This window comes from Solitalea longa (genome assembly GCF_002920915.1).
GTDB classification, from domain to species: Bacteria; Bacteroidota; Bacteroidia; order Sphingobacteriales; family Sphingobacteriaceae; genus Solitalea; species Solitalea longa.
Genome location: NZ_PQVF01000022.1, coordinates 1 through 24,031, shown reverse-complemented (window position 1 = coordinate 24,031; position 24,031 = coordinate 1). Strand labels below are relative to the sequence as shown.

The window sequence follows — 24,031 nt, the reverse complement described above, 5'->3', positions numbered from 1 at the left end:
GCTAAAAAGCTATCAGCCGTTAATATTGTCGAAAAGTCGTAGTTTTTAATTTGGTTAAAAAAGTTGGTCGTTGTCGTGTCTTGAGCACATGTCTTTCCGAAAAGAAATGTTGTCAGAATAACAGTTGTTATATATCGAAGTAGTGACTTCATGAAATTGGTGCTAACGTTTTGGCTTGCCGAAGGCGCGGTGAAAATACCTGCGTCATTCTCGGCCGCGGCGTAAAGTTATAAATTAGGTTGTAAGAGCAAGTTGAACTTCGCCCGCGCTTTTGGCAAGCGGGTGTTAGTGGCAGCCTTTCTTTTTACTTTAGTAGTAAACCCCACCCTGACATTGTTCTGTGTATTTACTTTTTGACCGTTTACCATTCCTGTCTCCCAAAGTTTAATTGTCTTTAATTTTTCAACTCCTATTTTGTAAAGTTCATCTTTAAATTTTTGATTTGATTCGTTGTTGCCGTCATAAAAGTAATTTATAAAATAGCCAGAAGCATCACCATTTTTATTTATGTAAAATCCTATGTCAATAAATGGTAAATGACCGTCCTTATCAACTTTTAACTCATTGTTTAATTCGTCAGACACATTTGCATCAAGCGTAGTATTATACTCATCTTTACCAGGAATTTGAGGTCGCCTGTCACATAAATAATATTCAACTGTATCATTCGAAGCCAATAGAATTCTATCTGCTTGAACTAATAAATTTTCTTTAAAACTATTGCCAAATTTTTCAGCAATTATTTTGTCCATATAAGCTCCATAACAACCCTGGGTTTGTCCCATCATCTTTATGTCGCTGAACATTTCATAGTCAAAAACAATATTGTATTTTTTACATAATTCTCTAAGTCGCTTTTCTTGTCTAAGTTGTGGGGATCCAAAACCCATTGGCACACAAAAAACAATTTTCCCTTTTGAAACATCGTTTTTCGCTTTTTTAATGTCTTTGATACAAATAGAGTCTGTAACAGCTGGCTTTTGAACATACTTTAAAAGTTGATTTTCAGTTTTATTTGGCTGATCTACATTCGAGGGTTTGTCCTTGGAGTTTTGCTTACCACAAGCGAAAAGTTGAATGATCAAAAAAAAGACTGTTATGTTTCGCACTGTCATCATTTAAGGTTGCCACTAACGGATGGCGCTTGACGCAGGTGCGAAGAAAGTTTTGTTCCATTGTCCAGCGTGACGAAAATAATTTAACGTATTGGGTTTTGCAAGTTGCACATCGCCCGCACTTGCGCCATAGCGCGTGTTGGTAGCCGTTATTCTTGTCAAAAGAACTTGTCCAGGTACCAGTATATATAATGTTCTTTTATACTGTTAAAGTCAAATACTTTATAAATAAGCGATCCCTTCGGTAGAAATTCTTGGGCAGAAATGTTTGCCTCAAGATTATAAACTATACTTTCGGTCGTGAAATCTTTGTGATTAAAACGTTGAAGTGGTTGTCCAAGAGGGACAAAGAACTGGCTATCATAAGTAGTCGTATCCTTGTTTTTGATTACTTCAATTCGCAATTTGTCCCAACTGTCTGTAACGATCATTTGGTTCTCCGTGTTTGCCCTTGTCTCAACTAGGAAAGAGTCAAGGTTGAAAAAGTTTTGAACTTTTCGGATTGCGTCTTTTCTTTCCTCTTTGAAATCCTTGTCAAAGAACGCGTCTTTTTGCATTACTTTGGCGACTACTGAAATTTCTTTCTCTGTAATTTTAGAGAGGTGAGGCTGAACAAAAGATACTGTGAAGTTTTCTTTGGGTGTATTGATTTGAACGAGCCAATTGTGAATCTGCAGCTGGTCGATGTAGACGATCTTGCTTGATGACATTGAAACTGTATCTTTGGTGAATGTCTTGCCGTCTGTACCTGCCGAGTAGTTAACTCGGAAATAACTTGTTAGCTTATAGATTCTATCTACTCCACAAGTAATTTCAATTTGTTCACTCCTACCATAAATACCTGGCTTATTCCAAGAACTATGTCCTTTACTATAATGGAAAATAATTTTTGAAATAGAATCTTGAGTCTGACCATAAGCAAACTGCCCGAAAAGAATAAGGGTTAAAATAATTAGTCTTGTCATAGTCGTTTTGCATGAAGATGATACGGTCCTTTTATAATGGCTACCAACGTCTTGGTACTACAGCGGGTTTGGGACTAAATTAAGCCCATTCTTCGGATTTGCCAAATCATCCCAAATACAAAACCAACTTCCCATTAAGCCAATTACCCAAATCCGTTGTAGTAGCTGTTGTATGTAGTGCTTTTATGTCCATTCTGCTGTCGGCGAAACGATTTTATAATCAAAGTCGTTTTTTTCTAATTGGTCGATAAAGACTTTGTATCGTTGTTGGTAAAAATGATATGCCTGCAAGTATTTGCCTCTAATTTTTGAGTCAATTTGAGTATCAATATTTTTTTTTAGGGTTTCAAGAATTTTTACTTCATCCTTTAAATATGGGAATTCACAAGCTTGGTCAATTAAAAATGGGTCAAGAGGTATATTTGATGCGTCATAAAAATAACAAAGCCGTTCAAGATTCTGTGTCAGAAAAACGAAGTCTAAATCTTTGTCAAATTGGGTTGTTTTAAAAATCGTATTGTATTGAAGAATGGATTTGTCTATAAATAACCCTAAAGAATTTATGTCTTTCTCTTTATAGTAAGCATTTACAAGAGCCTTACCATGATATGCTTCAATATTTTCGAGTTTTTCATAGAAAAAATCTCCATAGGTCAAAATTGCTCTAAATTGAATTTCTAAGTCTATACAGCGAAACATTAAGTCTTGTGCAAATTCACAAGCATACATTACAAGATACTCGTGCTCGTGTGTGTTTCTTGGAGCTATTTTGTTTAGTATTAAAATAGTGTCAGAGAAAACAATTGTCTGAAAAGCGTTGTGTCTATGAACATTTAGTTCGTCAATTTTTTTAAATAGAAGTCTGATTTTATCATAGTCAGTCTTCACAAGGTCAGCGAACCCTAAAATGTCGATATACAGTAAATATTTGTGGTTTTTCATAGCATTACATACAACGTTAGATGTTTATATTGTGCCCGATTAATAACACTTCTGTGTCGGGCTGCACTAATGTAATTAAAAAGCAAAAAGTTTCGATAACCACGTCAACAGGGCATAATTTAAACATAATGTTATAGGCTGGCATTTTTTCTTAGTCAGCCAAAAGTTTATTATCTCTCATTACTTTCCTTAAATGCTCTCCCCAAAAGGGCACAATACCAAAACGTTCGATGCAATCACTCAGGGATTTTAGTTTTTCTAACGATGGCAAGATATGACCTTCAAAATCTTTTTTTAATTCCGTCTCAAATTCTCCTTTGTCTGCTGTGCTTGTTAATGTATATCCCGAGCTATTCCTATACTTATGTAATCTGTCAGCTGAAAGATATGATTCTTCTCTTAGGGAAATTGTTATGTTACGATAAGCTGGTTTCTTTAAGCTTTTTTCATCCATCGTAGCCTTTAAAGCAATCCCAATATTGAAACAAAAGTCGACACATTCCTTACTGTTCCATGAAAAATTTTGAAGGTTAATGATTATGAAAAAATCGCCTTTATCCTTCCACCAAATTTGCCCGTTAAGTGAGTAACCTTGATTTTTCAAAGTCGGCTTTAAATAAGTTTTTACAGCTTCTGTCTGTATTTCTTTTGCTGTCATTTAGGTCTATAGAAGTTTTGAGGGGTTTCTTATGCTTGCCTATAACGTTTTGGGCTTGCCGTTCGGCGCGAAGAAAAACGCGCTTAATGGTCAGCCGAGATGTAAGATATTAAATTGGTTTTGATTTCAAATTCGTACGTCGCCCGCGCTGACGGCAAGCCTATGTTACCAGCAGTTGTTATATTTCATACTGCAGTAAACATTCAACTTCTATTACAGGAGTGTGTAACTCCTTCTTTTCTTTACGAGGTTCCGTTGAATAAAGCTTAGCTCTAAATTGATATTTTCCTTGTGTATGAGTTTCAACAAGAGTTTTAAATGTTGAAGGTATTGCCCAAAATTTCAAAAATTTATGTTTCGAAAAGTCCTTATTAGGTTTTGATTCCAAAAGGATTGTGAAAACTTGAGTTTTAGAATCGAAAATGATGCTTGAATTATCATTCTCATGGAAGTTAAGTTTTACTCCGTCTATAGATAACTCTGCGCGTTCTAGTCCACCATCAATATCTTGAATGTCTGCCGTGAATAATGTTCTGCCTGATTCCGATTTACAAGTTAGCTGAGCTGTTGCAGAACCTGGTCGTTTAAATGATGTTAATGTCAGGAAGATTAGAAATGAGAATAATATGTGCTTCATTTTGATAGTGCTTTTTACAATTGCTGGTAACGTTTCAGCTTGCCGAAGGCGCGATGAAAACTGCGCCGTCATAGTCCGCCGTGGACACATTAAAACGCGTAGGTTTTCGACAAAAACAGCCTTCAGTCAAGCTTAAACTCAATATTACATAAAGTTTAGATAGCAAACAAAAGTACCGAAATGCAAAGGTAAACATCAAATGTTTGACCCAAATGTTTTACCAATCATTTGTTTTTCCTTAGAGGTACTTATGAAAATCTAAACAATATGGCAACTCTAAAATTGTTTCTCAACACACAGAAAATTAATAAAACGGGACAAGCTCCGTTGTATTTAAGGATCATTCACAACAGAAAATCCAGGTACATTTCGTTGGCCATTTATCTTAAAGAAAACGAATGGGATAATGTCAATAGAAGGGTAAAGAAAAACCATCCCAATTCAACAAGACTGAATAAACTAATTGCAACAAAAATAGCTGAAGCCGAAGATTTAATACTTGAAATGGAAAATGCTGCATCAAGTACAGCCAAAGATGTACAGCAGCATATTAAAGGAAAGCCCAAATACTCATTCTATGAATACTTTGATCTTTATATGAAAAGTATAGAAACACGATTAAAAGTACCGACTATTGTTTCTTATCGTGTATTTGAGAAATCCATCAAAGATTTTGAGCCAAAGGAAAATTTGACTTTCGAAGATATTGACCTGCAATGGTTAAAACGCTTTAGCAATTGGCTAAGAAACATGATGGGTCAAAATCAAAATACAGCAGATCGAAGAATGAAGTCGTTAAGAAGGATTTTTACCAGTGCTATTGAAGATGAAATTATTACGCCCGATAAGAACCCATTTCTAAGATATAAAATCAAAAAGCAGTATACAGAGAAACAGTTTCTCCTGGAAGAAGAAATCGAAGCGATCGAAAATCTGAATTTAGGTACTGATGAAAGACTAATCTTATGCCGGGATCTCTTCATTTTTGCAATTTATACAGGAGGTTTGAGACGTTGGGATTTACTGGAATTAAAATGGAAAAACATTGAAGGAGATAAACTTGTATTAAAAACACATAAGACAGATTCGGTCGTATCTATTAAACTCCCAATGAAGTCAATATTAATTTTAGATAAATTCAGACCTGTTGAGCTAGATCCTGATCAATTTATATTCCCATACTTGAAATCTGAGAATGATCATAACCCATGGAAGAGATACGCAGAAATAACTAACCGTGGATCAATAATTAACAGGCAGTTAAAGAGGATCGCCTGTTTAGCAAAAGTTAATAAAAAGCTGCATCTACACATTGCGCGACATTCTTTTGCCACTTTGGCCCTACGTAAAGGTATGCGCATTGAATACGTATCCAAATTAATGGGCCATTCAGATATCACTACAACCCAGATTTACGCAAAAATAATGAACGAAGAACTTGACAAGGCAATGGAGATTTTCAATTCATAATAATTGATTGAAAATGCGAACGAGTTTTGCAGCACCCATGCTAAGCAGTAAACCACCGTCAAATGCGACGGTGGTTTTAATAATCATCAGTGAGAAGATAAATTAATTTGCTGTAGATTCGCAGCCCTAAAATTTCAAAAAAACAACAATGATTCAAGTATCGGACCCCAGCCATCTTTACTCACTAGCTATACATCAAGTAGGAAATATGAGCCAAGATGAAGCGTTGATTTATTCCTATGGACCTGTTGATTTAAACGATCAGGAGAAGACGACCCTTCTGCTTAACTATTTAATGAAGCCGTTTCAAAAAAATGAAGAATATTATAATCTCCAACATTCATCAGGTGAACTAAATCAAAATTACGTTTACAAGCTTGCTACCACCATTTTTGAATCCAATGATAATTTATACAATGCATCAAAACTTATCGCCAAGTATCTATTTGAAACTGTTCAGGATCCAAAAGTTAAAGGCGGTAAATTATTTATAGCCTATTTTACGTATATTCTTGTTGATGGAGAAGAGGTAAACGCCGTCGGCATTTTCAAGTCAGAGTCTATTGAAACCTATATGAAGGTTTCTCCTAATCAAAAGGAAATTTATGATTTTGAATCTGACCAAGGCATAAACTTATCCAAGTTAGATAAAGGTTGCATCATTTTTAATCTTGAAAAAGATAAGGGTTATAAAGTGGCAATCGTTGATTCAAAATCCAAAGAAGGAGCCTATTGGAAAGATGAATTTCTTAACGTTATCAAGCGGGATGATAGCCATGCTAAAACGGATCTGGTTATTGAACTTTGTTCCAATTTCCTACAGGATAAAATCACCGACCATTTCGAAATGAACCGCGCAGAACAGGTTGATTTACTCAATCGAGCTTCCGACTATTTCAAAGACAAGGATCAATTCGATATTCAAGAGTTTTCGAATGAGGTATTAATGCAGGAAGAAGTTATAGAATCTTTTAAATCTCATAAGAAAAGTTACGAGGATTATATGGAGATCGAAATACCGGAGTCATTTGATATTTCAACTCAGGTAGTGAAAAAGAAAGCCAAAGAGTTTAAGCGAAAGATTAAATTGGACTCCAACTTTCTACTCGAAATAACATCAGAAACTAACCGGATCGAAAAGGGATTAGACGAGGAGACAGGTTTAAGTTATTATAAGCTTTACTTTAAGGAAGAGCAATAAAGCAGAAAGGCCAGCTATTTTACACTGCCCCCCCAAAAAGTTAGACACTCATTGGGGGCATTTTTATTAATAAGAAAACGAAGTATACACTAGACTTCAAGTTGAAACTTGTGAAATCCGTATTAGAAGAATAACATTCGATCCGGGCAGTATCAAAAGTTATTAAAAAGCTGCACCTACACTTGTCCGACATTGCCACCTTGGCCCTACGAAAAGGTATGCGCATTGAATATGTTTCCAAACTAATGGGACATTCTGATATTACTACAACCCAGATTTACGCCAAAATAATGAACGAAGAACTTGATAAAGCGATGGAGGTTTTTAATTAGCCACCATACAGCTACAAATTAGTAGTTAGGTTGTTCTTTACTACTAATTGTTTTAATAATGCGTTAACAATGTCGAAAAGCCACTTTTTTCTTCTACTATGTTAAATGATCTAAACTTGTCTGTTCGTTTTAGGGAACAACCGATAACTAACGTAGCTATCTCAAAAGTCCACCCTTACAATTTTGTCAGTGACTATTTTTCGGGCATAAAGCCCATTTAAAGTGCCATTATATTGTTGGGCTGATTGCAAAATTCAAAAAAATGAAACTTCATACATGCAAGGAATTTATCAGGTCCCCGTATCCGGCGGGGACCTCCTAAATACAAACGCTCTCTATCTCTTGCAAAGCTGCATTTTTCTGAAAAAAGGTCCCCGGGGACCTTTTTGGGACCTGGGGACTTCAAACTTTAACCTTCTTTCGCTTCCATAAAATTTTAAAACATCAAAAAATATGGAAGCAGTAATTCTAACAAAAGATGCCTACAATGACCTGGTAGGAAAACTCGAAACAATTCAAGATCTGATTTCTCGTAAGGAACGCCCAGAGGACAAGTTTATCGATAACCAGGATTTTCTATTTCTGATGAAGATCTCCAAGCGTACTGCCCAAAGCTGGCGCGACGAAGGAAAGATTGCTTTCTCTCAAATCGGTGCTAAAATTTATTACCGAATGACCGATGTTCAAGAGCTCCTTAACAAAAACTACAACAAACCTTTTGGGAGGAAATAAATATGGAAACCGGTAAGCCATTAAACTTTCAAAGTTTGTTAAATGAAAGCCAAGCTATAATTAACGCGGATGCTGAAAAGCTCGAATGGTCAAAACAGTTTTATAATAAGGCTCGTAACGACAAAAACTATAATGCAGAGCAGTTGCAAAAAATGTACGATCGACTACAATCAGATTTAAAACGGCAAAATCTTTTTTCTGAACTCCTAATCCGTTTATTTGATCGCAATTATGCGCAATGTATTATTGGTATGGAGCAATGCTTCATTGATCAATTAAGATTGAATGGAAATCTACCAATTGATTACGTCTTCTACTATCGAAAAGAAAACGATCAATTCAAGGTCTATTTCATGCCTTTATAGCAGAGTTACTGCCTGCCTCAAATCCCTTTCCTTTTGGATAGGGATTTAAGGCTAGGGCAATTCGTGGAATTCGTCCTTTTCGTGGAATTCGTGTTTCTAATCAATGTCATCAACTATAATCCTATGCAAACTCTACCACCGCCTATAAGCTCTTCCAATACCGTGGCCAACGAAACCAACCTCCAAAAACTCCTTGAAAGCCAATCCAAAATCCGTGAGAACAAATCCAAGCCCATAACCTTTGCTTCTCCCATTCTTAGCCAAAACGAAAACCCTGTTTTCTTTCCACGAACCATCAATGTTATCCAGGGTAAAGCCGGAGTACATAAAAGTCGTTTAGCCGAAACAATTTGCGCAACCTTTTTAAAACGACCCGAAAGTAATCGCGACTTACTCGGCTTTAAAACAGCTCCACCCATTCAGGGAAGGCCGGGAGGAGTTGCCGTTTGTTATGTTGATACAGAAAGGAATCTTTCCGACCAATTACCTTACGCCTTACAACAAATTCAATTAAAAGCCGGTTATCAAATCGAAGATCATCCAATCAATTTCGATTATATTTCTTTATTAGAGTTCAGCCGGGAAGAAAGGTTTGAAATGTTGGATATGTATCTGGAATACATACGTCAAAAGTATAATACTCATGTTTTTATTGTACTTGATGTAATAACTGATTGTGTGTTCAACTTCAATGACTCAAAAGACAGTATGAAGCTTATCGACATGATGAACCGATCCATCAATCGACACAATGTGTCATTCTTGTGCCTTATCCATGAGAATCCTGGTAACACTGACAAAGCCCGCGGTCACCTGGGCACAGAGATCACCAATAAAGCCTCTACCGTTTTGCAGGTAGGTTTTGAGCGCGATAATGAAAACCGTTTTACTGATCTAATAAAAATTGCTTATCTCAAATGCCGAAGCTCTCGCAAGCACGAACCATTTTACGTCCAATATTCTGATGAAGAAAAAGGATTAGTATTGGCTAGTCCCGAAACTGTTGCAAATGTTTTAGGCGAACTGCAAAAGAAAAATGATTTCGAGGAAATTTGTGACTTCTTAGGAAATACACTTTCCGAACCAATGAGTAAAAAACAATTGTTTGATTTATTGGCAGAAGAATTTGATTGTAAGCCACGTACACTCGAAAACCGTATCAAACAGATCATACAAATTCCAATTACCATTATTGGTGCAAACGGGTGCTTTTATCGACTTTGCAAAGACCACGGAAAAGGCGGGATTACCTACTTTCTAAATAGTTAAAAATCAATTATTTAGGACTTTGCGACTTTGCAAAACCATATATAGGCTTTGCAAAGTTGCAAAGTCCAATTTTCTTCAAAGTATCCCTTGAATTAAAAGGTAATCAGAAGAAAATGAATGAACCTTAAAAAAGAGTCATCCTTTACTACTTGCCCAGTTTTTTAGTATTCATTAATCCCCTTATTCATAACAGACAAGTTTTTTGGATTAGTTTTGAATTAGTAGTTGCTGAGTTTCGGATTTTTTCCCTTGTGTAACACGAATATAATAAAGCCCATTTATAAGTCGAGAGGTGTTTAATGTAACTGATTCGCCTGAGGATTGTGTTTGTATTACTTTTTGCATGTTGTTATCAAACACAACTATTTTATACTTTGTGGCCTCTCCACTAGGTTTAGTATATAAAGATTTTGCCTGGATTTTAGCAGTACTATCACTGGCAAACGCAATTGAAAATTCTTGATTAGTTGAAACCGGGTTAGGGTAAATATTAAAGAAATTATTTGATACAAATAAAGGATTAGGCCCGCCTCCTCCAATATTAACATACATTGATTTAGTGCGGGTAACACCACAAATTGTTGCAGCTACATTTACATATCCAGCGGTATTGCCGGTTTGAATAGTTGCCCTAGTGGTTCCCTGTCCAGCAATAATACTCCAACCTTGAGGTACTGTCCATACGATGGATGAGGGTAACAAACCAACAGATAGGTTTAAATAATAGTAATACATGGATTGTTGAAGTACCGGATTAGCACCTGTAATAGTTGCTCCAGTTTAAGGGAAGCCAACTTTAATGCTATTAGTTAATGGAGGCAAAGAGCTACAGGAACCGTTTACAGCAGCATTTAAAGTTATTATACCATCTCCTGTTTTTGTTATGGCAACCGAACTTCCATTAGGCGTTAAACTAACGATGTTCGAAGGGGTGGCTGACCAACTCACCGTCATTCCTCTGCTAATACCTGGGATTGAATAAGTAGCTGATGTGCAAAACTGATTTACACCTTTGATGTAGTAAGGATTAGAGCATTCATTTGAGCAACTTAGAGAATTATTTAGCTCTTCCATTTCGTTATACATCCATTCTGAATTTCTAGCCGTAAATCGTATATGCGTATTATTATATAAGGATTGCGAGGTGACGGATTCTTGGGCTATAAAAAGCTCACTTGAGGATGGATAGCTTTGATTGGAGCTATTGACATACTTTTCACTAAATACAGCATTATTATACGGGCTCACATCCAATGCACTGCCCACTGGAACAAAAGTGAATAAAAATGATGAGCCTTGATTGTATGCATAAGCCCCAAATGAGAACCCGAAAATTTGTCCTAACGGAAAATGGAGAAATAGCCCAGTTGGATCAAAAACCGGCAACGTAGTGATTTGCTGTAAGGCCGGAAAATCCAACAATGGATAATTTGAACCTGGTACTCCATCAGCAGCTAAATGGCTACCCGGGGCATAAGCTGTATTGTTATATAACTGTTTGAAAATATTAATAAAACCAAATAATTTAAGATTGTTGATGGTATATAAACGTGCAATTTTAGCTGTTGAACCAGTATTTGGTAACGCATAAGCCTCTATTTCAGCTGCCACTTTATAACTTAAGATTGGAACCCTGAAAAACAAGACCCTTGCATCAATAGCTGCACTTATGCCTGCTCCTAAGTTTATAAAGGTTTTTCCAGGGTTAAATAAATTATGAGCACATTCATTACCCTGGCTGGTTGCAATAAAGCGATAAGTAGGTTGTGGCCCACCAGAAGTGAAAGTTACCATTGTTCGGTACTCTCCATCTAAAAAAGTATTTGCAGCATAGGTGTTTGCTGTTACAGATCGGTATAATAATAGTTGTTGTGTTGCAGGGGCATCTAAAAGTTTTATTGCCTGATCATACTCGGGGAAAATATCATACACATTTTTGCCAAACAATTGAAAACCGCCCATCATGCGTATTAAATACTGTAAACCCAAAGGAACATTAGCTCCTCTATGAGGACTATCGTGTGTAATAAGAAGCCGCGTTTCATGTACAAGGCTGCTTTTTGTCATACTTGCAAGAACATAACGCGCAACTAAACCTCCCATGCTTAAACCCATTACCACATTTTGCTGTTTGATATTATTATTTCTATTATCAAGCACTTTGTTTGTATTTACTCGATTTATCACTTCTTGCACTACTGCTGCATTTCGTTTCAGGTCATCAGCTCCATCATTAAAATCAATAAACACTAAATCATATCCGGCCACATCGTCCAATTGTCCATTAAAATCATATGGTCCAGTATTAGCTAATGAAATTCCATCAATAAAATCTACAAAGGAGTAATTATCTTGAAGGTTTGGAGCTCTGAAACTAACGTCATAACCTTCAACCACAATTAAGGGTTTTCTTAACGTACCACTCCAATTTTTGTTACTGTAATTAACATAGATAGTTGCGCCACTATGCACTCCTGAAACAGCATATACATTTCCCCAAGTAGGGATAACTGTTTGATTTCCTGCAAATCTTGCCCCTAATTCAGCAGCTTTTACAACATAAAATTCACTATAGCATTGCAGTACACTATTGTCATTTAAGGTTACCTTTATTGCCCAGCGTTTAGTACCCGTACTGGAATAGCTTACAGTAATAGGAGTATTAATCGCAATTAGTTGAAAGCCCTGCCCATCTGCAAAATCAATTTGAATTTGGCTAACGTTTTTTCCTGTATTGTTCCATATCAGGTTTGATTTACATATAAATGTTTCAGATCCTCTAATGGTTTGTTTTTTGTTCGGGCATGCGGCAAATAGATTATTTAACTGGTATGGGCTCTGTCCACGACCGGCAACATCATGTATTTGTTTAGTATTACTCGTATAATTTAGCAAATTTGAACTAAAGGCATTGCTTTTCACTGTATTGTATTGCCCAATCAAAATTGGTATGGGAATGGGTAAAGTCACTCCTGAGTTTTGTTTAATGGTAGAATTTACTGTAGTAATATCAATGAACGGATTAGTTCCTGTTTTACAATAACCCGTCTGTAATTGAAAGTATAGAATGCGCCACAGGTTCATATCAATGCGGTTACTATCGGTTAGTGCACCTTTAAAAGTAGCCATTGGTAAAATGGGGCAACCATATTCTTCTAAAATACCAGTGGGGACCTGATTTTTGTCAATTGGTTGAAAAACATATTGCAACAATTTTTGGGTAGTGGCTGTATCAGGTGTCTGAGCATGTGTATAATTTACAAATAATAGCAAGGCTGCTATGAACCAATTAGTAGATAGTAATTTCATGTTTTTGTAGATAAGAAGTTATTTAGAATTTAAGGTCAAATCTGCCTTCAGTGATTTTAATAGCTTTACAGTTTTCCTTTTTTAGAGTAAATTCAAATTTACCTGAGAATATCCCATTGACTTTATCAATTTTTGTTATTTCACAATAACCTTCAGCAGTTACTAATTTATCACTTGATGAAAAATCACAATTGATTTGATAATTATCATAAAATTCAACTCCAAAGTTTTTTTTTCCAAATTGTAGTTTTTGTCCTTGTTGTACAGAGTCAGCAAAAAAACCTAATAACTGTCTGTTGCTACTTCCTGTTTCTCTATTATAGCATGAAACATTAAATACACCTCCTCTAAAAGTAGGGTCATAATAAAGACTTAAATTAGCAGTGCCATTGAAACCCCTAGGAGTCCAAGATTCACCGTTTAATAAAAATCCCAATGTATTTTTACCTTCTTGTGTGGCTGGTGGCAAGCCGTTAGGTTCTAAATCATTTTGTTTACGGCAATTGGCAGCAGTAAATACTAAAATGACAAGGAGAGATAATAAGAGCGTTTTCATATACATAAAATATTAGTAGATAGAGTTTTTTATATAGCAGCATTGTTATAAATAAGATAGGAAAATTGAATTTAAAAACAAAAAACCTACCCATGGCGTTTGAGCTTTAGCAAAATGTACTATAGCAAGCAACGCTGCCAGGCAGCATTTAAAAGGTAGAAATTTCATGATTTTATGTTTTTTAGATTTAGATGTGTATTAATATTTTAAATCGAAGCGGCCATTCGTAATTTTAATTGTATCGCCACAACCTTCTTTGGAAAGGGTCGCATTAAATGTGCCTGATATAATTCGTTTTGTTCGATCTAATTTAGAAATGACCAGGTCACCCTTCTTATAAGTTCCCTCATCAAAATAGTCGTAAGTACAATTTTCAGTAATAAATGTTAGTCCAAAAAGCGTCTTGTTTCCTAATAACAATTTTGCAGGTATACTTAAGTCATTCAAACTATCCCTTAAGCCAAATCCAATAGCTTGCTCGTTGCCAGATTCTTTAATTATTCTATAAGCAGCTATATTAAAAATTCCTCTTTTATATTGAGAATCATAATCAATGCTGAGATTTGCTCTCCCGTTAAATCCCAGTGGAGACCAAGGTTCCCCGTTTAATAAAAATCCAAAGGTGTTTTTACCTTCTTGTGTGGCAGGAGGCAACCCGTTAGGTTCTAAATCATTTTGTTTGCGGCAATTGGCAGCAGTAAATACTAAAATAACTAAGAGAGATAGTAAGAGCGTTTTCATATAAATAAAATTTAGTAGATAGAGTTTTTTTTACATAGCGGCTTTGTAACAATAAGTTAGGAAAATTGAATTAAAAAACAAAAAACCTACCCATTATACAAAGTGTTCCGCCACACGTTATTCATAGTGATCAGTTAACCTACCTTTAAAAGTAACAATGGGCAAAATAGGGCGATCATATTGCAGGTACTTATGCTTTATCAATTGGCTGAAAATGCCGCAATGCAGCATTTAAAAGGCAGTGGTTTCATGTTTTTAAAGGATAAGATGAGTTAAAATTTCATATCGAATCGCCCTTCGGTGATTTTTACTTGCTCACAATTTTCTTTTGTAAATGTAAACTCAAATTTTCCAGCAAAAATTCCATTGGTCTTATCAAGTTTAGTAATTTCACAATAATCATTGACTTGCACTAAGGGATTTCATATAAATATATTTTAGTAGATAGAGTTTTTTTACAATGTGGCTTTGTGTCAATAAGAATTATGCAAATCCCCATTACCATAATTGGTGCAAACTGGTGCTTTTACAAATTTTGCAAAGACCACGGAAAAGGGGGAATTATCTGCTTTGAATAAGTTAACTTCCTGAATAGGCTATATAATAACAAAGTTGACGCAAGTTTTTAGTCAAAGCCCGAACATTTGATCGGGCTTTTTAGTTATTTTTATTAATGTTGTATTAAAACATTACTAACTTCAATTAATTTCCCATTTTTTACCTGCAAGTAATAGATACCACTTTCAAGTCCAATTGTACTAATACGTACATCTTCTCCATTAGATAATATTTTCCTTACTTCTAGCATATTCTTATCAAATAACCTAATCTGATAAGGTAGTTTATTAGTAGTTGCCGCACTTTCAGTTCGCGCCATTGATGCATTTGCATCAGAATCAGCAGCCAACTTAACTGTAAGCTCCGTATCTGAAGGATTTGGATAAACTGTAAAAGAACTGCAGTTTCTGTTATACAAATATTCTGGTCGTGTGCCTGAGTTTGTAGTACCACAGTTGTTTGTAACATCAACTGTTAACATATGATAGCCACATGATCCAGCCGGTATATACTGTTCATTTTTTAAAGTTCCTGTTTTGGCTAAGACGCCATCAACATACCATTTATAAGGTGGAGAAGCGTTTGTATTAACAGTTGCATTAACGGCTCCAGTTGGGGAAACTATTATATTAGATATTGTTGGAATAACTGGGGCTCCTGAATGAGTTGCTTTTGTAGCACTTCCAGTACCACATTTTGTATTAACAGAAACAGTTGCAGTAAAATCCTTTACGGTAGCATCCACACTTCTAACCTGTACTGAAGAAGTGCCTTGTCCAGAAACGATGGTAACATTTGGAGATGGAAATGACCATATGTATTGAGTACTCACACCAGAATTAGCTGTTGCAGTGAAAATTACAGGTGTAGAACAAGGAATCTCAGACGGTCCATTTATTGTTACTGTGTAAACTGAACCATTAGGAACTGGAGGAGGTACCCCTTTAATCTCTTTTTCAAACCAATCTACATTATTTGAAGTTATAGAAACGTGCTCCTCATTCACTAGCGGTGCATAAACTCTGTCGAAAGGAGTAATCCCTTCACATGCAAGATTTAAATTATTAAACGGAAAGTTAAGGTTAAAACTTTGCAATCTAATATCAGCAGAGCTAACAGAGGGCATAAAAGTAGGATTTACATTATGTCGAAACTCTTTCTTTCTTATAAAACCGAAAGCGAGGTTCGAATAAAACTTAACGGTTCCTTCATAATCGCCAAAAGGATCACCAAAATATCCTCCTGGTGCTACATCATAACTTTGGTTATTCGGAGCCGGTTGTGTGTATCTGATATATGAGGTTGGTCTATTTAATATCCATCTTAAGAAATAACCGTCTGTCAACATATTAATTGACTCGCATCTGCTTGTTTTTGCAGACGAATATGCATTCCAATTCAATTTCTTGGCAGAAGAAAGTAACTTTTTCAAGCTGTAATGTACCATTTCACCACAAGGTGCTAAAAATGTATTTGCAGCAGCAACACTACTGCCATTAATAATAGCAACCTTTCTGCACTTTGTTGGATATTCTCCAATTGCGGTTAAATTAGCCTTATAAATATTTCTAAAATTATCTGGCATTGGCGTTTCTGAGTTAGCATTCGAATGATGAACTAGCATTTGTTTTGCCGCAGGAACATTATGCAATCCATTTTTTAAATTAGGTTTTAGCCAGGCCACTATCCCTTTTTTTGTAAAAAAATCTAAAAATTGTTGCAGTCCTACAGGTACATTAGCGCCTTGTTGGGGTCCATCAAATGAAATATAAAGCCGTGTATGATGTGGTATATTGTACTTCTCACAATAGGTTAAAGCATATTGCGCAACCAATGATCCGTAACTAGGTCCAATAACCACATAATCATCTAATAAAGAAGTTTGATACTTGGTATAAATTCGTTTAAATAACTGAACCACACCTAAAGCATTCTTTTCAATAAGATCACCTCCATCATCATAATCATAAATAATTATATCGTAGCCATCTGCCCTTAGTTTATCCCCTAGTCTTACTTCAACCCCATTGACTAAAACTCTTTTATTAATAAAGTCATCCCAAATTTTCTGAGGAGTTCGCTCATCTTTCTTTTTTTTCTGCTTAGGATCAAATCCATCTAAAAAAATAATAGGTTTAGTAACCTTTTTTGAAGTACAATTAGCATTTGAAAAATAAATGTAACCAACACCATTGCCCTGTTCATTAGAGGCTCCTCCATATTGATTTGCATTAAATGGCAATGCTTTTATTTGAATAGTATCTACTCCATTACATAACTGAGGAGCGGGCCGGCCCGTTCTAATATCTAATATTGCTGTTCCTTTAAGTACAGCTCCTCCAACTAGATTTACATTTATGGTAACATACTTTGGGCCTGAAGTAGTATAATTTACCGTAACTGAACTATTTAATGCAAGGGTTCTAAGACCTACTCCATCATTAAAATCAATAGTTACATTATTTACATTTAGAGGTTTATTACCCAAAAAATACAAAGGGTCCAGTTTGAAGGTATGAGTACCTGTTTCCCATAAAACTTGTGAAGGTCCTAAAGGTGATGCAACAAATGTAGTTTTAGTTAAGTAAGGTGAGGTAGTCCTATTAATAACATCATGTAGTTGGCCATTTTGAAGGTAAAATTGATTATTAGCAATTGCATTTGTGTCAATTGTGTTATAATCGTAGTACAAAATACCTATAGGGTGAATATTCGAATTAAATAAAATATCCAAATCAGAATCAAGCTGATCAGGAGTTTTCCAGCCGGTAACGTTGTATGAAGAATTATAAATTTCATAATAAGCTTGGTGAAAATGATCAACCTCTGAGGTATCCGTTCCTGTTATTCCTGTATATCTTTCCAAGGATGCAAGATCAAACATTCTGCCATACAATATAGCTTTAGGAATTTTTGATTTGTCCAATGGAGCAAGAATGTAATTTGTTTGCTCAAGGTAAGTACTATCTATTTCTACTACTTGGGAATAGACTTGACTAACAGTTCCAAATAAATTAGCCAATATAACTACAACCACTAAAAGCGGTAAAGAATTAGCTTTTGACATAAAAGTTAAGGGATAAGATGTGAATTTTTAAATGGCTAATAAACTTTATAAGTAATATCAAAATAACCTTCTGAAACATTTACAGTACTATTGCTAGTCAAACTTTTAGCTTTGAATGTAAATGTTCCTGAAACTTTATGATTGACAGTATCTAATGAATGAATAGATACAATTCCTTTGTTGATATCATCAGTTCGATATACTGTTTCATTTATTTCTACTAATCCATAACTGTTAGGCTCTTGAGAGAGAGGATAATCTTTTTCATTCACTAAATCAGAAATTAGAAAACCTACATTTTGGGTTTCATTTTTAGAATTATATCCTACTAGGAGTAAAGCCCTTTTGCCCGAAGTTGTAATTTGGCTTTGCCCATCAACAGGATTAAATTTGAAGTCATCAGAAAAAGGACTCCATTTTTGACCATTTACTTTACATCTGAATTCTTTTTCATGTGCATCATCGTCAGGAGAGCATGCACAAAGTGAAAGAATTAAAGCGATAAAAAACCACTTTAGTTCAACATACTTGTTTTTCATATAGAGATAAATTTATTTACTGAAATATACACAATTTGTTATATATCAAATAATTGAAGTTCTGCATGAATAAGTTTATTGACTAAAAAATTAACCTAACTGCTATTCTGTATGAATCTATTTTAACTAGTTGTACTTATTAAATTGAGGTTCACCATAAATCTTCGGATTAACCCATCCCACGACAGGTAAATAGGCATTCCTCAATCGTCGCCGGCAATGGGTACGCCAGCCTATAAAGTAACAATCGACATTGACACTTTATACCCTTCGGGTGCCTGGCGGCAGGCTGTCATACCCATTGCTTTCGGCTCCTCATTCGTCATAGCAGCTCTCTCCGTGCTGGCAGCCGCTTCATTCCTTACGCCTCGTTCCTCGGCTCCATCCATTCAGCCGCTACCATCCCGGTCGCTGCTCGTGTTTAGGCTCGCCTGCTAGTCGGTCAGGCTGCGGGTTGTCATACTTTTTGGATTCCCTACACGATCTGGTTTGCCTGCACAGCCAAAAAGTTCGCCAACCCTTGTGTAGTGCAGGCCGCCAGGCTTTTGACCTCCCCCCGACCTCGACTTCCAAAAGCCGCGTCCTTTCTACATAGGTCGCAAACCGCCCTCGTGCCTCGGGCTGCTGTTTGCTCCCACCATTCCCTCCACTCGCAAGCGGCTCGCGGCACAAGGCCGACACAAGCTCAAGGCTGTTTTACCAGCCCTTTTCCACAGCCCTTGCATAGCAATAAGAATTGGGTATTTTAGGGCATTCAAACAATAGAAGTACTATTAACTGCACGTTCTTTTGCCATTATAAAGCCTAACCTATTTATCTCAGTTACTATGAGAAAACAAAAATTTTATGTTGTTTGGAAAGGTCATAGGACAGGAGTTTTTGATTCTTGGGAAGAATGCCTTTTGCAAACTATTAATTTTTCTAACCCAAAATATAAGTCTTTCAAAACACGTCGTGAAGCTGAATACGCTTATACAGGGGTAGATAAAGGTGAAAACGTTGGAGGTTTTGAAAGTAAATTACCTGAAGAATATTTAAAATTAATTGGCAATCCTGTTTTAGAAAGCATCTCAATATATGGTACGGGTGACAGAGAAACTGGCATAGTCGAATATCAGGGTGTAAATACTAGTACGGGAGAAATTATTTTTAAAAACGGGCCTTTTAGTGAAGGTAATTTCAATATAATTGAATTTATCGCTTTAGTACATGCTCTTGCATATTGTAAACAAAATCAATTAGATTATCCCATTTACTGTAATCGCAAAAAGGCATTAAAATGGATTGATCAAAAAAGATGTATGACTAGCCAATCTAGAAATGAAACAAATCAGAAACTTTTTGAACTAATTGACAGAGCCAATAATTGGTTACGCCAAAATAATTTTATAAATAAGGTAATTAAATGGGAAGAAAAAGCCTGGGGACAAAGTCATGCCTATTTTCAACCTGATTTAAAATTAATAACCTCAGAAATTGAACATCCTAAAAGTTATTTGAATGTTATTATCAGGATTATTTATGTTTTGGCGTTGGAGGACGGATGTTTTTATATCGGGCAAACGCAAAAGAGTTCTTTTGAGAGAAGAATGAAAGAACATTTTGATTTAGAAAGAAAATCCAGAAAATCTGTATGGGTACAGGAACATAAAGCGGTTAAGGTTCTTGAAACTAGTGAATTTAAAGGAACAGTTCCAGAAGGAGAAATATTAGAGAATGAAAAGACTTTACAATACATGAGAATACATGGTATAGATAAAGTCAGAGGTGGCTATTATTGTGTTGCTAATTATAACGAAATTCTAAAATGCCTTCAAGCTCACGGTCATAATATAATTAATAATAAGCTCATCTATCAGTAATAATTTTCATAAAAATGCAAAAATCCTACAAAATCAAATTATTAATTATAGCAACCGGCCTGCTTACAACCTCTCTTACTTTTCAAATATCTAGCATGGTTTCAACAAGTATGGAGGGTACAATTAATAAAGGTGAGCCTTTAAGCTTTGAAAAACTGAACTCAATAGAAAGGAATCAGATTGTTCTTTTCAAATACAAAGATTTCTATAGTGGCAATCAGAAATGGGTTTTTAGAATTGTTGGCAAATCTGGAGATAAAATTCAAATTACAAATGGTGACCTTATAGTCAATGATCAAAAAGTAAATTTACCAGCAAAAGCAAAATGGGAATACTATATTCATTGTAAATCAATGCTTAATGGAGATAAATACCCCACATATGAACTTACATTAATAAATAAGAATCCGATCATTTATCAAGCACATTTGACTAATACTCAACTCCAAGAAATTAAAAAGGATTCGAAAGTAATAGAGACCTTAAGATTTATTCAGAAAAAATCGTTGATATATGAGACTGTAATCAACCCAATTAAAGGGAATAATTGGAATATGGACTTTTTTGGGCCCCTATCCATTCCAAAAATTGGCGACACTGTACATATAACAGAAGAAAACTATAAACTCTATCGTAATATTACAGACAAAAAAAGTGGAGAGTTGATAATTAAAGAGAATCTATATTTTTTTCTCGGGGACAACAGGCATAACGCTGCAGACTCAAGATTTATAGGATTTATACCAGAATCTTCTTTAGAAGCTTTAGTGGTGCAATAGCTATTTATTTTTTATATCATAATCTGCATTGATCCAAAAATAAAAGATACATCAAGTTAAGGGGCTTACACAAGCCCCTTTTTATACCCTCCAAAAGACTACCGCATAAACCCACAAGGCCATTACTCGCAATCCCATTTATTCCGTTTCCTTTTGGATGGTTTGGAGTTTAATTATTCTTTTCGTCGCAATCTATTCTATCCAGAATGGCAGTAATTCTGGCTATATTTTTTTATCAATTGCTCTATTTGGATTTTTTACCGCCATCAATTACTTATTGCATTACAGAAAACAAAAGAAGATGATTAATAGCAAAATTAATGACCATGCGGATTTATACTGCAAAGAAAATAGTGTATCCGTATGGGAATTTAATGATGATGCTTTTAGATATAAGGACTTTCAATATGAGTTTAGAGTAAGTTGGTCAGCATTTTTATCCCTTGCAGAGCCCCTTTTATTATCATGGTCGTATTCAAGCAAGCCGCACTAGTTTCAAAGATCGTTGGATCGGTTCACCCATCCTTAAACCTCGCTTTCGCCGAAGTTAACCTTTTTTACAGCTATCAAGCCCTACGGGTTTGCAAGCGGTCAGCGGCATAAACGCTCTAGGCAATCTGCACAGTCCATTTATACGCTTCCTCGCTTGCAAAATAGCCGTAAAAAGTTTTGGGTTGCCTAAGCGAAGTTTATGAAGTTCTGTCGGGTTGACATTATTGTCATTTTCAGACGTGGTCAGACTGCTTTCTTTCATGCCTTAAACTACATTAAAGTCATTTGTAAGCAACACATATTTCATGTTGAGCTAAGCCGCTAACAAAAAAGTCCCCGCAATTTGCAGGGACTTTAATTCGATAGATAGAATATAGTTTAATCGCGAACGGCCGTTTGGCTGACCGCCGAGGCCACCACGCCAATTGTTGCCAGATAACCAGCAATGGTTCCAACTACTGAAGGCAAAGCCACCGGAGCGGCTAATAGAGCCCCGCCAATGGCGCCAATCATTAAACCGATTGTGCGGATCTTGCGGAAGAATTTTGGAGTGGGAGACTTTACCCGTTCAACCAGGGTAATTTTTTTATCAGTGTTCATAGTTTTTAAATTGTTGATGTTCTAAAATTTCAATTCGTTTTTCCAGGTAGCTTACTTTCTGATTTAACAGATCATACCCATTTTTAAATTCCGATTTGATCAGCGAGGTAGTGGTTTTTACTTCCGACAGATCACGCTCAACTTTTCTGAAATCAGTATGCAGCTGCCGGATGAAATAGGCTACTACCGAAAGCAGTAAGCTAATTAAGGACCCAAAGAATATTCCAAGTTCTGACATAATTAGAGGTGTTGATTGGTAACTGTTAAATGAACAGATTCAGCAGCGATGATCTTTGTTAGTATGGGATAGATGCGTTCGTAAGCCAGGAGTGATTGGTAAACTTCAAATTCTCCATTAACCAGATTATACCAGGATCCGAAAAGCGGACAACCTGCAGTATCATTGATCGTATTGCCAATGTGGAGGTAGACCGATTTGAAATTAGGGATACCCGAGATCTCAATCATTCCTTTATGCATTCCTGGATAACGCTTTCGGTAATCCAGATTCATACCTCCCCAGGTATTTAAAAGGAGTTTGTAAGATCCTTCCGGGATACAAGTTTTCCCTGGTACTTTGATTGGACGAATCGCATCTTCTAAAAGATAGTTGGCAAAAACTCCGTTAATATATAAATGGCTCAGGGTAGATGATTTTCCCTGAGCCATTCGTTTAAGTTCAATGAGCGCCATCTTAAAAAGTAGCAATCAATTTTAACGCATTGCTTCCGTTCAACAAGTAGAAATTGGCACCTACTTGCTGGTAGAACTCCACCCCTATGGCTGCCATTACAGTTGCATCGGTTGAAACCGTTGCCAAGTTTGATAAAGTCGCACTTAAGTTCAAAGCTGGTACCGCTTGTTTCAAATCCTGGTAATCAGAGATTGCTACGGCCGAAGCTTCATTTTCAGCTGCAGCCAAAGGCTCATAAGTTTTTGTCGCTTCATTATAGGCATAATCAGAAACCACACCCAATGCCAGGACTACTTTAAAATGGGTAGCCCCAAGCGGTGCTCTTACCTTGCTGAAGGGATCAAATGCCTCCACCTGTAAATCGACACTTAAACGGTTAACTGCAGGAGTAACAGCAAAAGGAACATTGAACACGGTATCAAAATTGATCTTGCGATTAAACTGGATTCCCAATAAATACTGAGGTTGTTGAGAAATAAGGATAGCGCGGTAACCACGAGCTTCCGATTGATCCTCCAAGTTGATTTTTTTCATCACCGCAGTAACCCGGCCGGTTAGCTGTGAATCAGACATGGAATTGAGTAAAGCAGAAAATGCAGTTCGCAACGATTTGCCAGCTTTGGCAGAACCGCCAAACTCATTCATGTTTTCACGGGTACGACTGAATTCGCTTGCCGTTTTAACCTGCTGACTGGTTGGACCGCCAACCATGCCGGCAAAGTAACCTTTCTGACCTTTGATTTTGAAGTGGCGGATATCGCCCAGGGTGCCCACATACTTTAAGGAGCCTTTTTGTCTTGCCATAGTTTTTAGCTTTTTAAGTGATAAATATTTTAGCTAAAACTATTGATAATCAGGTTTTTATTAAATATTATTGTAATGCAAATCGGTGCAAGTACATCAAATGAAGGTGTAAAAAAGGTTTGCTAGTTTGTTGGCTGTACAATGTTGATCCTATGTTGTACCCTTGAAAAAATTAAGCTTATAAGTAATTGATTATTAGCTGATTTAGGGGTAGATAATTTGTCCGCCGTGGTGTAATTTATTTAATTAGGTTTTCAGTTCAAAATTCCACGTCAACCGCGGTTACGGCAAGCGGCTGTTACCTGCCGTTTTTTATTTGAGTTTAATTATTCCGTTATCTTTTA

General features: G+C 36.1%; 24 protein-coding genes. 8 read left to right on the top strand and 16 right to left on the bottom strand.

Going from position 1 to position 24,031, the window contains the following annotated elements; all coding sequences use genetic code 11:
* Nucleotides 1–227: 227 nt before the first annotated feature.
* From C3K47_RS19185 to C3K47_RS19165, 5 genes are all read right to left on the bottom strand, one after another.
* A complete protein-coding gene (locus tag C3K47_RS19185; protein ID WP_133159421.1) occupies nucleotides 228–1,085 on the bottom strand; it encodes a hypothetical protein in 858 nt (285 codons plus the stop codon).
* Between the two features lie 188 nt (nucleotides 1,086–1,273).
* Nucleotides 1,274–2,080, bottom strand: a complete 807-nt coding sequence (locus tag C3K47_RS19180; RefSeq protein WP_103790784.1) for a hypothetical protein — start codon at nucleotides 2,078–2,080, stop codon at nucleotides 1,274–1,276.
* A 183-nt stretch (nucleotides 2,081–2,263) separates the two neighbouring features.
* Nucleotides 2,264–3,022, bottom strand: coding sequence for a hypothetical protein (locus tag C3K47_RS19175; RefSeq protein ID WP_103790783.1), 759 nt, complete (start codon nucleotides 3,020–3,022; stop codon nucleotides 2,264–2,266).
* A 151-nt stretch (nucleotides 3,023–3,173) separates the two neighbouring features.
* Nucleotides 3,174–3,680, bottom strand: coding sequence for a DUF4304 domain-containing protein (locus C3K47_RS19170; RefSeq protein ID WP_103790782.1), 507 nt, complete (start codon nucleotides 3,678–3,680; stop codon nucleotides 3,174–3,176).
* A 178-nt stretch (nucleotides 3,681–3,858) separates the two neighbouring features.
* Entirely contained in the window at nucleotides 3,859–4,389 is a 531-nt protein-coding gene (locus tag C3K47_RS19165) for a hypothetical protein (RefSeq protein WP_103790781.1), read from the bottom strand.
* Between the two features lie 195 nt (nucleotides 4,390–4,584).
* On the opposite strand from C3K47_RS19165, the gene C3K47_RS19160 reads away from it, so the two are divergent.
* The 6 genes from C3K47_RS19160 to C3K47_RS19135 all read left to right on the top strand — a co-directional run bounded on the left by C3K47_RS19160 (nucleotide 4,585) and on the right by C3K47_RS19135 (nucleotide 9,686).
* Nucleotides 4,585–5,787 (top strand): site-specific integrase, encoded by a 1,203-nt coding sequence (locus C3K47_RS19160; RefSeq protein WP_103790780.1) that lies wholly within the window; start codon nucleotides 4,585–4,587, stop codon nucleotides 5,785–5,787.
* Between the two features lie 208 nt (nucleotides 5,788–5,995).
* Complete coding sequence (locus C3K47_RS19155; RefSeq protein ID WP_165784746.1) at nucleotides 5,996–6,988, top strand: nucleoid-associated protein; 993 nt, start codon at nucleotides 5,996–5,998, stop codon at nucleotides 6,986–6,988.
* A gap of 182 nt (nucleotides 6,989–7,170) precedes the next feature.
* On the top strand, nucleotides 7,171–7,320 hold the full coding sequence (locus tag C3K47_RS19150) for a tyrosine-type recombinase/integrase (protein WP_207765333.1): 150 nt from the start codon (nucleotides 7,171–7,173) through the stop codon (nucleotides 7,318–7,320).
* Nucleotides 7,321–7,773: 453 nt separating this feature from the next.
* Complete coding sequence (locus C3K47_RS19145; protein WP_103790777.1) at nucleotides 7,774–8,052, top strand: helix-turn-helix domain-containing protein; 279 nt, start codon at nucleotides 7,774–7,776, stop codon at nucleotides 8,050–8,052.
* Between the two features lie 2 nt (nucleotides 8,053–8,054).
* The gene (locus tag C3K47_RS19140) at nucleotides 8,055–8,417 is read left to right on the top strand and encodes a hypothetical protein (protein WP_103790776.1); all 363 of its coding nucleotides are present in this window, start codon (nucleotides 8,055–8,057) and stop codon (nucleotides 8,415–8,417) included.
* Between the two features lie 123 nt (nucleotides 8,418–8,540).
* Nucleotides 8,541–9,686: a hypothetical protein gene (locus C3K47_RS19135; RefSeq protein WP_103790775.1), complete on the top strand. Its 1,146-nt coding sequence runs from the start codon at nucleotides 8,541–8,543 to the stop codon at nucleotides 9,684–9,686.
* 207 nt (nucleotides 9,687–9,893) lie between these two features.
* On the opposite strand, the gene C3K47_RS19130 is transcribed toward C3K47_RS19135, so the two are convergent.
* The 7 genes from C3K47_RS19130 to C3K47_RS19640 all read right to left on the bottom strand — a co-directional run bounded on the left by C3K47_RS19130 (nucleotide 9,894) and on the right by C3K47_RS19640 (nucleotide 18,845).
* Nucleotides 9,894–10,421 (bottom strand): T9SS type A sorting domain-containing protein, encoded by a 528-nt coding sequence (locus tag C3K47_RS19130; RefSeq protein ID WP_103790774.1) that lies wholly within the window; start codon nucleotides 10,419–10,421, stop codon nucleotides 9,894–9,896.
* A 45-nt stretch (nucleotides 10,422–10,466) separates the two neighbouring features.
* The gene (locus C3K47_RS19125) at nucleotides 10,467–12,995 is read right to left on the bottom strand and encodes a PGAP1-like alpha/beta domain-containing protein (RefSeq protein ID WP_103790773.1); all 2,529 of its coding nucleotides are present in this window, start codon (nucleotides 12,993–12,995) and stop codon (nucleotides 10,467–10,469) included.
* Between the two features lie 22 nt (nucleotides 12,996–13,017).
* Nucleotides 13,018–13,551: a hypothetical protein gene (locus tag C3K47_RS19120; protein WP_103790772.1), complete on the bottom strand. Its 534-nt coding sequence runs from the start codon at nucleotides 13,549–13,551 to the stop codon at nucleotides 13,018–13,020.
* A 198-nt stretch (nucleotides 13,552–13,749) separates the two neighbouring features.
* A complete protein-coding gene (locus tag C3K47_RS19115; protein WP_103790771.1) occupies nucleotides 13,750–14,292 on the bottom strand; it encodes a hypothetical protein in 543 nt (180 codons plus the stop codon).
* Between the two features lie 670 nt (nucleotides 14,293–14,962).
* On the bottom strand, nucleotides 14,963–17,917 hold the full coding sequence (locus C3K47_RS19110) for a T9SS type A sorting domain-containing protein (RefSeq protein WP_103790770.1): 2,955 nt from the start codon (nucleotides 17,915–17,917) through the stop codon (nucleotides 14,963–14,965).
* A gap of 35 nt (nucleotides 17,918–17,952) precedes the next feature.
* Nucleotides 17,953–18,456, bottom strand: a complete 504-nt coding sequence (locus C3K47_RS19105) for a DUF6252 family protein (RefSeq protein WP_103790769.1) — start codon at nucleotides 18,454–18,456, stop codon at nucleotides 17,953–17,955.
* Nucleotides 18,457–18,689: 233 nt separating this feature from the next.
* Nucleotides 18,690–18,845 carry a hypothetical protein gene (locus C3K47_RS19640; RefSeq protein WP_165784745.1) on the bottom strand — a complete coding sequence of 52 codons (156 nt, stop codon included), beginning with the start codon at nucleotides 18,843–18,845 and terminating at the stop codon, nucleotides 18,690–18,692.
* A gap of 438 nt (nucleotides 18,846–19,283) precedes the next feature.
* Between C3K47_RS19640 and C3K47_RS19100 the strand changes: the two genes are divergently transcribed.
* On the top strand, nucleotides 19,284–20,318 hold the full coding sequence (locus C3K47_RS19100) for a ribonuclease H1 domain-containing protein (protein WP_103790768.1): 1,035 nt from the start codon (nucleotides 19,284–19,286) through the stop codon (nucleotides 20,316–20,318).
* A gap of 14 nt (nucleotides 20,319–20,332) precedes the next feature.
* Nucleotides 20,333–21,097 carry a signal peptidase I gene (lepB, locus tag C3K47_RS19095; RefSeq protein ID WP_103790767.1) on the top strand — a complete coding sequence of 255 codons (765 nt, stop codon included), beginning with the start codon at nucleotides 20,333–20,335 and terminating at the stop codon, nucleotides 21,095–21,097.
* 870 nt (nucleotides 21,098–21,967) lie between these two features.
* Here lepB and C3K47_RS19080 read toward each other — a convergent pair.
* Genes C3K47_RS19080 through C3K47_RS19065 form a run of 4 tightly spaced genes read right to left on the bottom strand, consistent with a single transcriptional unit; the run spans nucleotide 21,968 to nucleotide 23,687 of the window.
* Nucleotides 21,968–22,189, bottom strand: coding sequence for a hypothetical protein (locus C3K47_RS19080; protein WP_103790764.1), 222 nt, complete (start codon nucleotides 22,187–22,189; stop codon nucleotides 21,968–21,970).
* Nucleotides 22,179–22,427, bottom strand: a complete 249-nt coding sequence (locus C3K47_RS19075; protein ID WP_103790071.1) for a hypothetical protein — start codon at nucleotides 22,425–22,427, stop codon at nucleotides 22,179–22,181. Before C3K47_RS19075 ends, C3K47_RS19080 begins: the two co-directional genes overlap by 11 nt.
* 2 nt (nucleotides 22,428–22,429) lie before the next feature.
* The gene (locus tag C3K47_RS19070; protein WP_103790763.1) at nucleotides 22,430–22,882 is read right to left on the bottom strand and encodes a DUF5675 family protein; all 453 of its coding nucleotides are present in this window, start codon (nucleotides 22,880–22,882) and stop codon (nucleotides 22,430–22,432) included.
* Between the two features lies 1 nt (nucleotide 22,883).
* Nucleotides 22,884–23,687 (bottom strand): hypothetical protein, encoded by an 804-nt coding sequence (locus C3K47_RS19065; RefSeq protein ID WP_103790762.1) that lies wholly within the window; start codon nucleotides 23,685–23,687, stop codon nucleotides 22,884–22,886.
* Nucleotides 23,688–24,031 lie beyond the last annotated feature (344 nt).

Bases quoted from the DNA above. Each gene is read 5' to 3' on its own strand.
- C3K47_RS19180 (WP_103790784.1), bottom strand. From the start codon at position 2,080: ATGACAAGACTAATTATTTTAACCCTTATTCTTTTCGGGCAGTTTGCT.
- C3K47_RS19175 (WP_103790783.1), bottom strand. From the start codon at position 3,022: ATGAAAAACCACAAATATTTACTGTATATCGACATTTTAGGGTTCGCT.
- C3K47_RS19170 (WP_103790782.1), bottom strand. From the start codon at position 3,680: ATGACAGCAAAAGAAATACAGACAGAAGCTGTAAAAACTTATTTAAAG.
- C3K47_RS19165 (WP_103790781.1), bottom strand. From the start codon at position 4,389: ATGACGGCGCAGTTTTCATCGCGCCTTCGGCAAGCTGAAACGTTACCA.
- C3K47_RS19160 (WP_103790780.1), top strand. From the start codon at position 4,585: ATGGCAACTCTAAAATTGTTTCTCAACACACAGAAAATTAATAAAACG.
- C3K47_RS19155 (WP_165784746.1), top strand. From the start codon at position 5,996: ATGAGCCAAGATGAAGCGTTGATTTATTCCTATGGACCTGTTGATTTA.
- C3K47_RS19145 (WP_103790777.1), top strand. From the start codon at position 7,774: ATGGAAGCAGTAATTCTAACAAAAGATGCCTACAATGACCTGGTAGGA.
- C3K47_RS19140 (WP_103790776.1), top strand. From the start codon at position 8,055: ATGGAAACCGGTAAGCCATTAAACTTTCAAAGTTTGTTAAATGAAAGC.
- C3K47_RS19135 (WP_103790775.1), top strand. From the start codon at position 8,541: ATGCAAACTCTACCACCGCCTATAAGCTCTTCCAATACCGTGGCCAAC.
- C3K47_RS19130 (WP_103790774.1), bottom strand. From the start codon at position 10,421: ATGTATTACTATTATTTAAACCTATCTGTTGGTTTGTTACCCTCATCC.
- C3K47_RS19125 (WP_103790773.1), bottom strand. From the start codon at position 12,995: ATGAAATTACTATCTACTAATTGGTTCATAGCAGCCTTGCTATTATTT.
- C3K47_RS19120 (WP_103790772.1), bottom strand. From the start codon at position 13,551: ATGAAAACGCTCTTATTATCTCTCCTTGTCATTTTAGTATTTACTGCT.
- C3K47_RS19115 (WP_103790771.1), bottom strand. From the start codon at position 14,292: ATGAAAACGCTCTTACTATCTCTCTTAGTTATTTTAGTATTTACTGCT.
- C3K47_RS19110 (WP_103790770.1), bottom strand. From the start codon at position 17,917: ATGTCAAAAGCTAATTCTTTACCGCTTTTAGTGGTTGTAGTTATATTG.
- C3K47_RS19105 (WP_103790769.1), bottom strand. From the start codon at position 18,456: ATGAAAAACAAGTATGTTGAACTAAAGTGGTTTTTTATCGCTTTAATT.
- C3K47_RS19640 (WP_165784745.1), bottom strand. From the start codon at position 18,845: ATGGATGGAGCCGAGGAACGAGGCGTAAGGAATGAAGCGGCTGCCAGC.
- C3K47_RS19100 (WP_103790768.1), top strand. From the start codon at position 19,284: ATGAGAAAACAAAAATTTTATGTTGTTTGGAAAGGTCATAGGACAGGA.
- lepB (WP_103790767.1), top strand. From the start codon at position 20,333: ATGCAAAAATCCTACAAAATCAAATTATTAATTATAGCAACCGGCCTG.
- C3K47_RS19080 (WP_103790764.1), bottom strand. From the start codon at position 22,189: ATGAACACTGATAAAAAAATTACCCTGGTTGAACGGGTAAAGTCTCCC.
- C3K47_RS19075 (WP_103790071.1), bottom strand. From the start codon at position 22,427: ATGTCAGAACTTGGAATATTCTTTGGGTCCTTAATTAGCTTACTGCTT.
- C3K47_RS19070 (WP_103790763.1), bottom strand. From the start codon at position 22,882: ATGGCGCTCATTGAACTTAAACGAATGGCTCAGGGAAAATCATCTACC.
- C3K47_RS19065 (WP_103790762.1), bottom strand. From the start codon at position 23,687: ATGGCAAGACAAAAAGGCTCCTTAAAGTATGTGGGCACCCTGGGCGAT.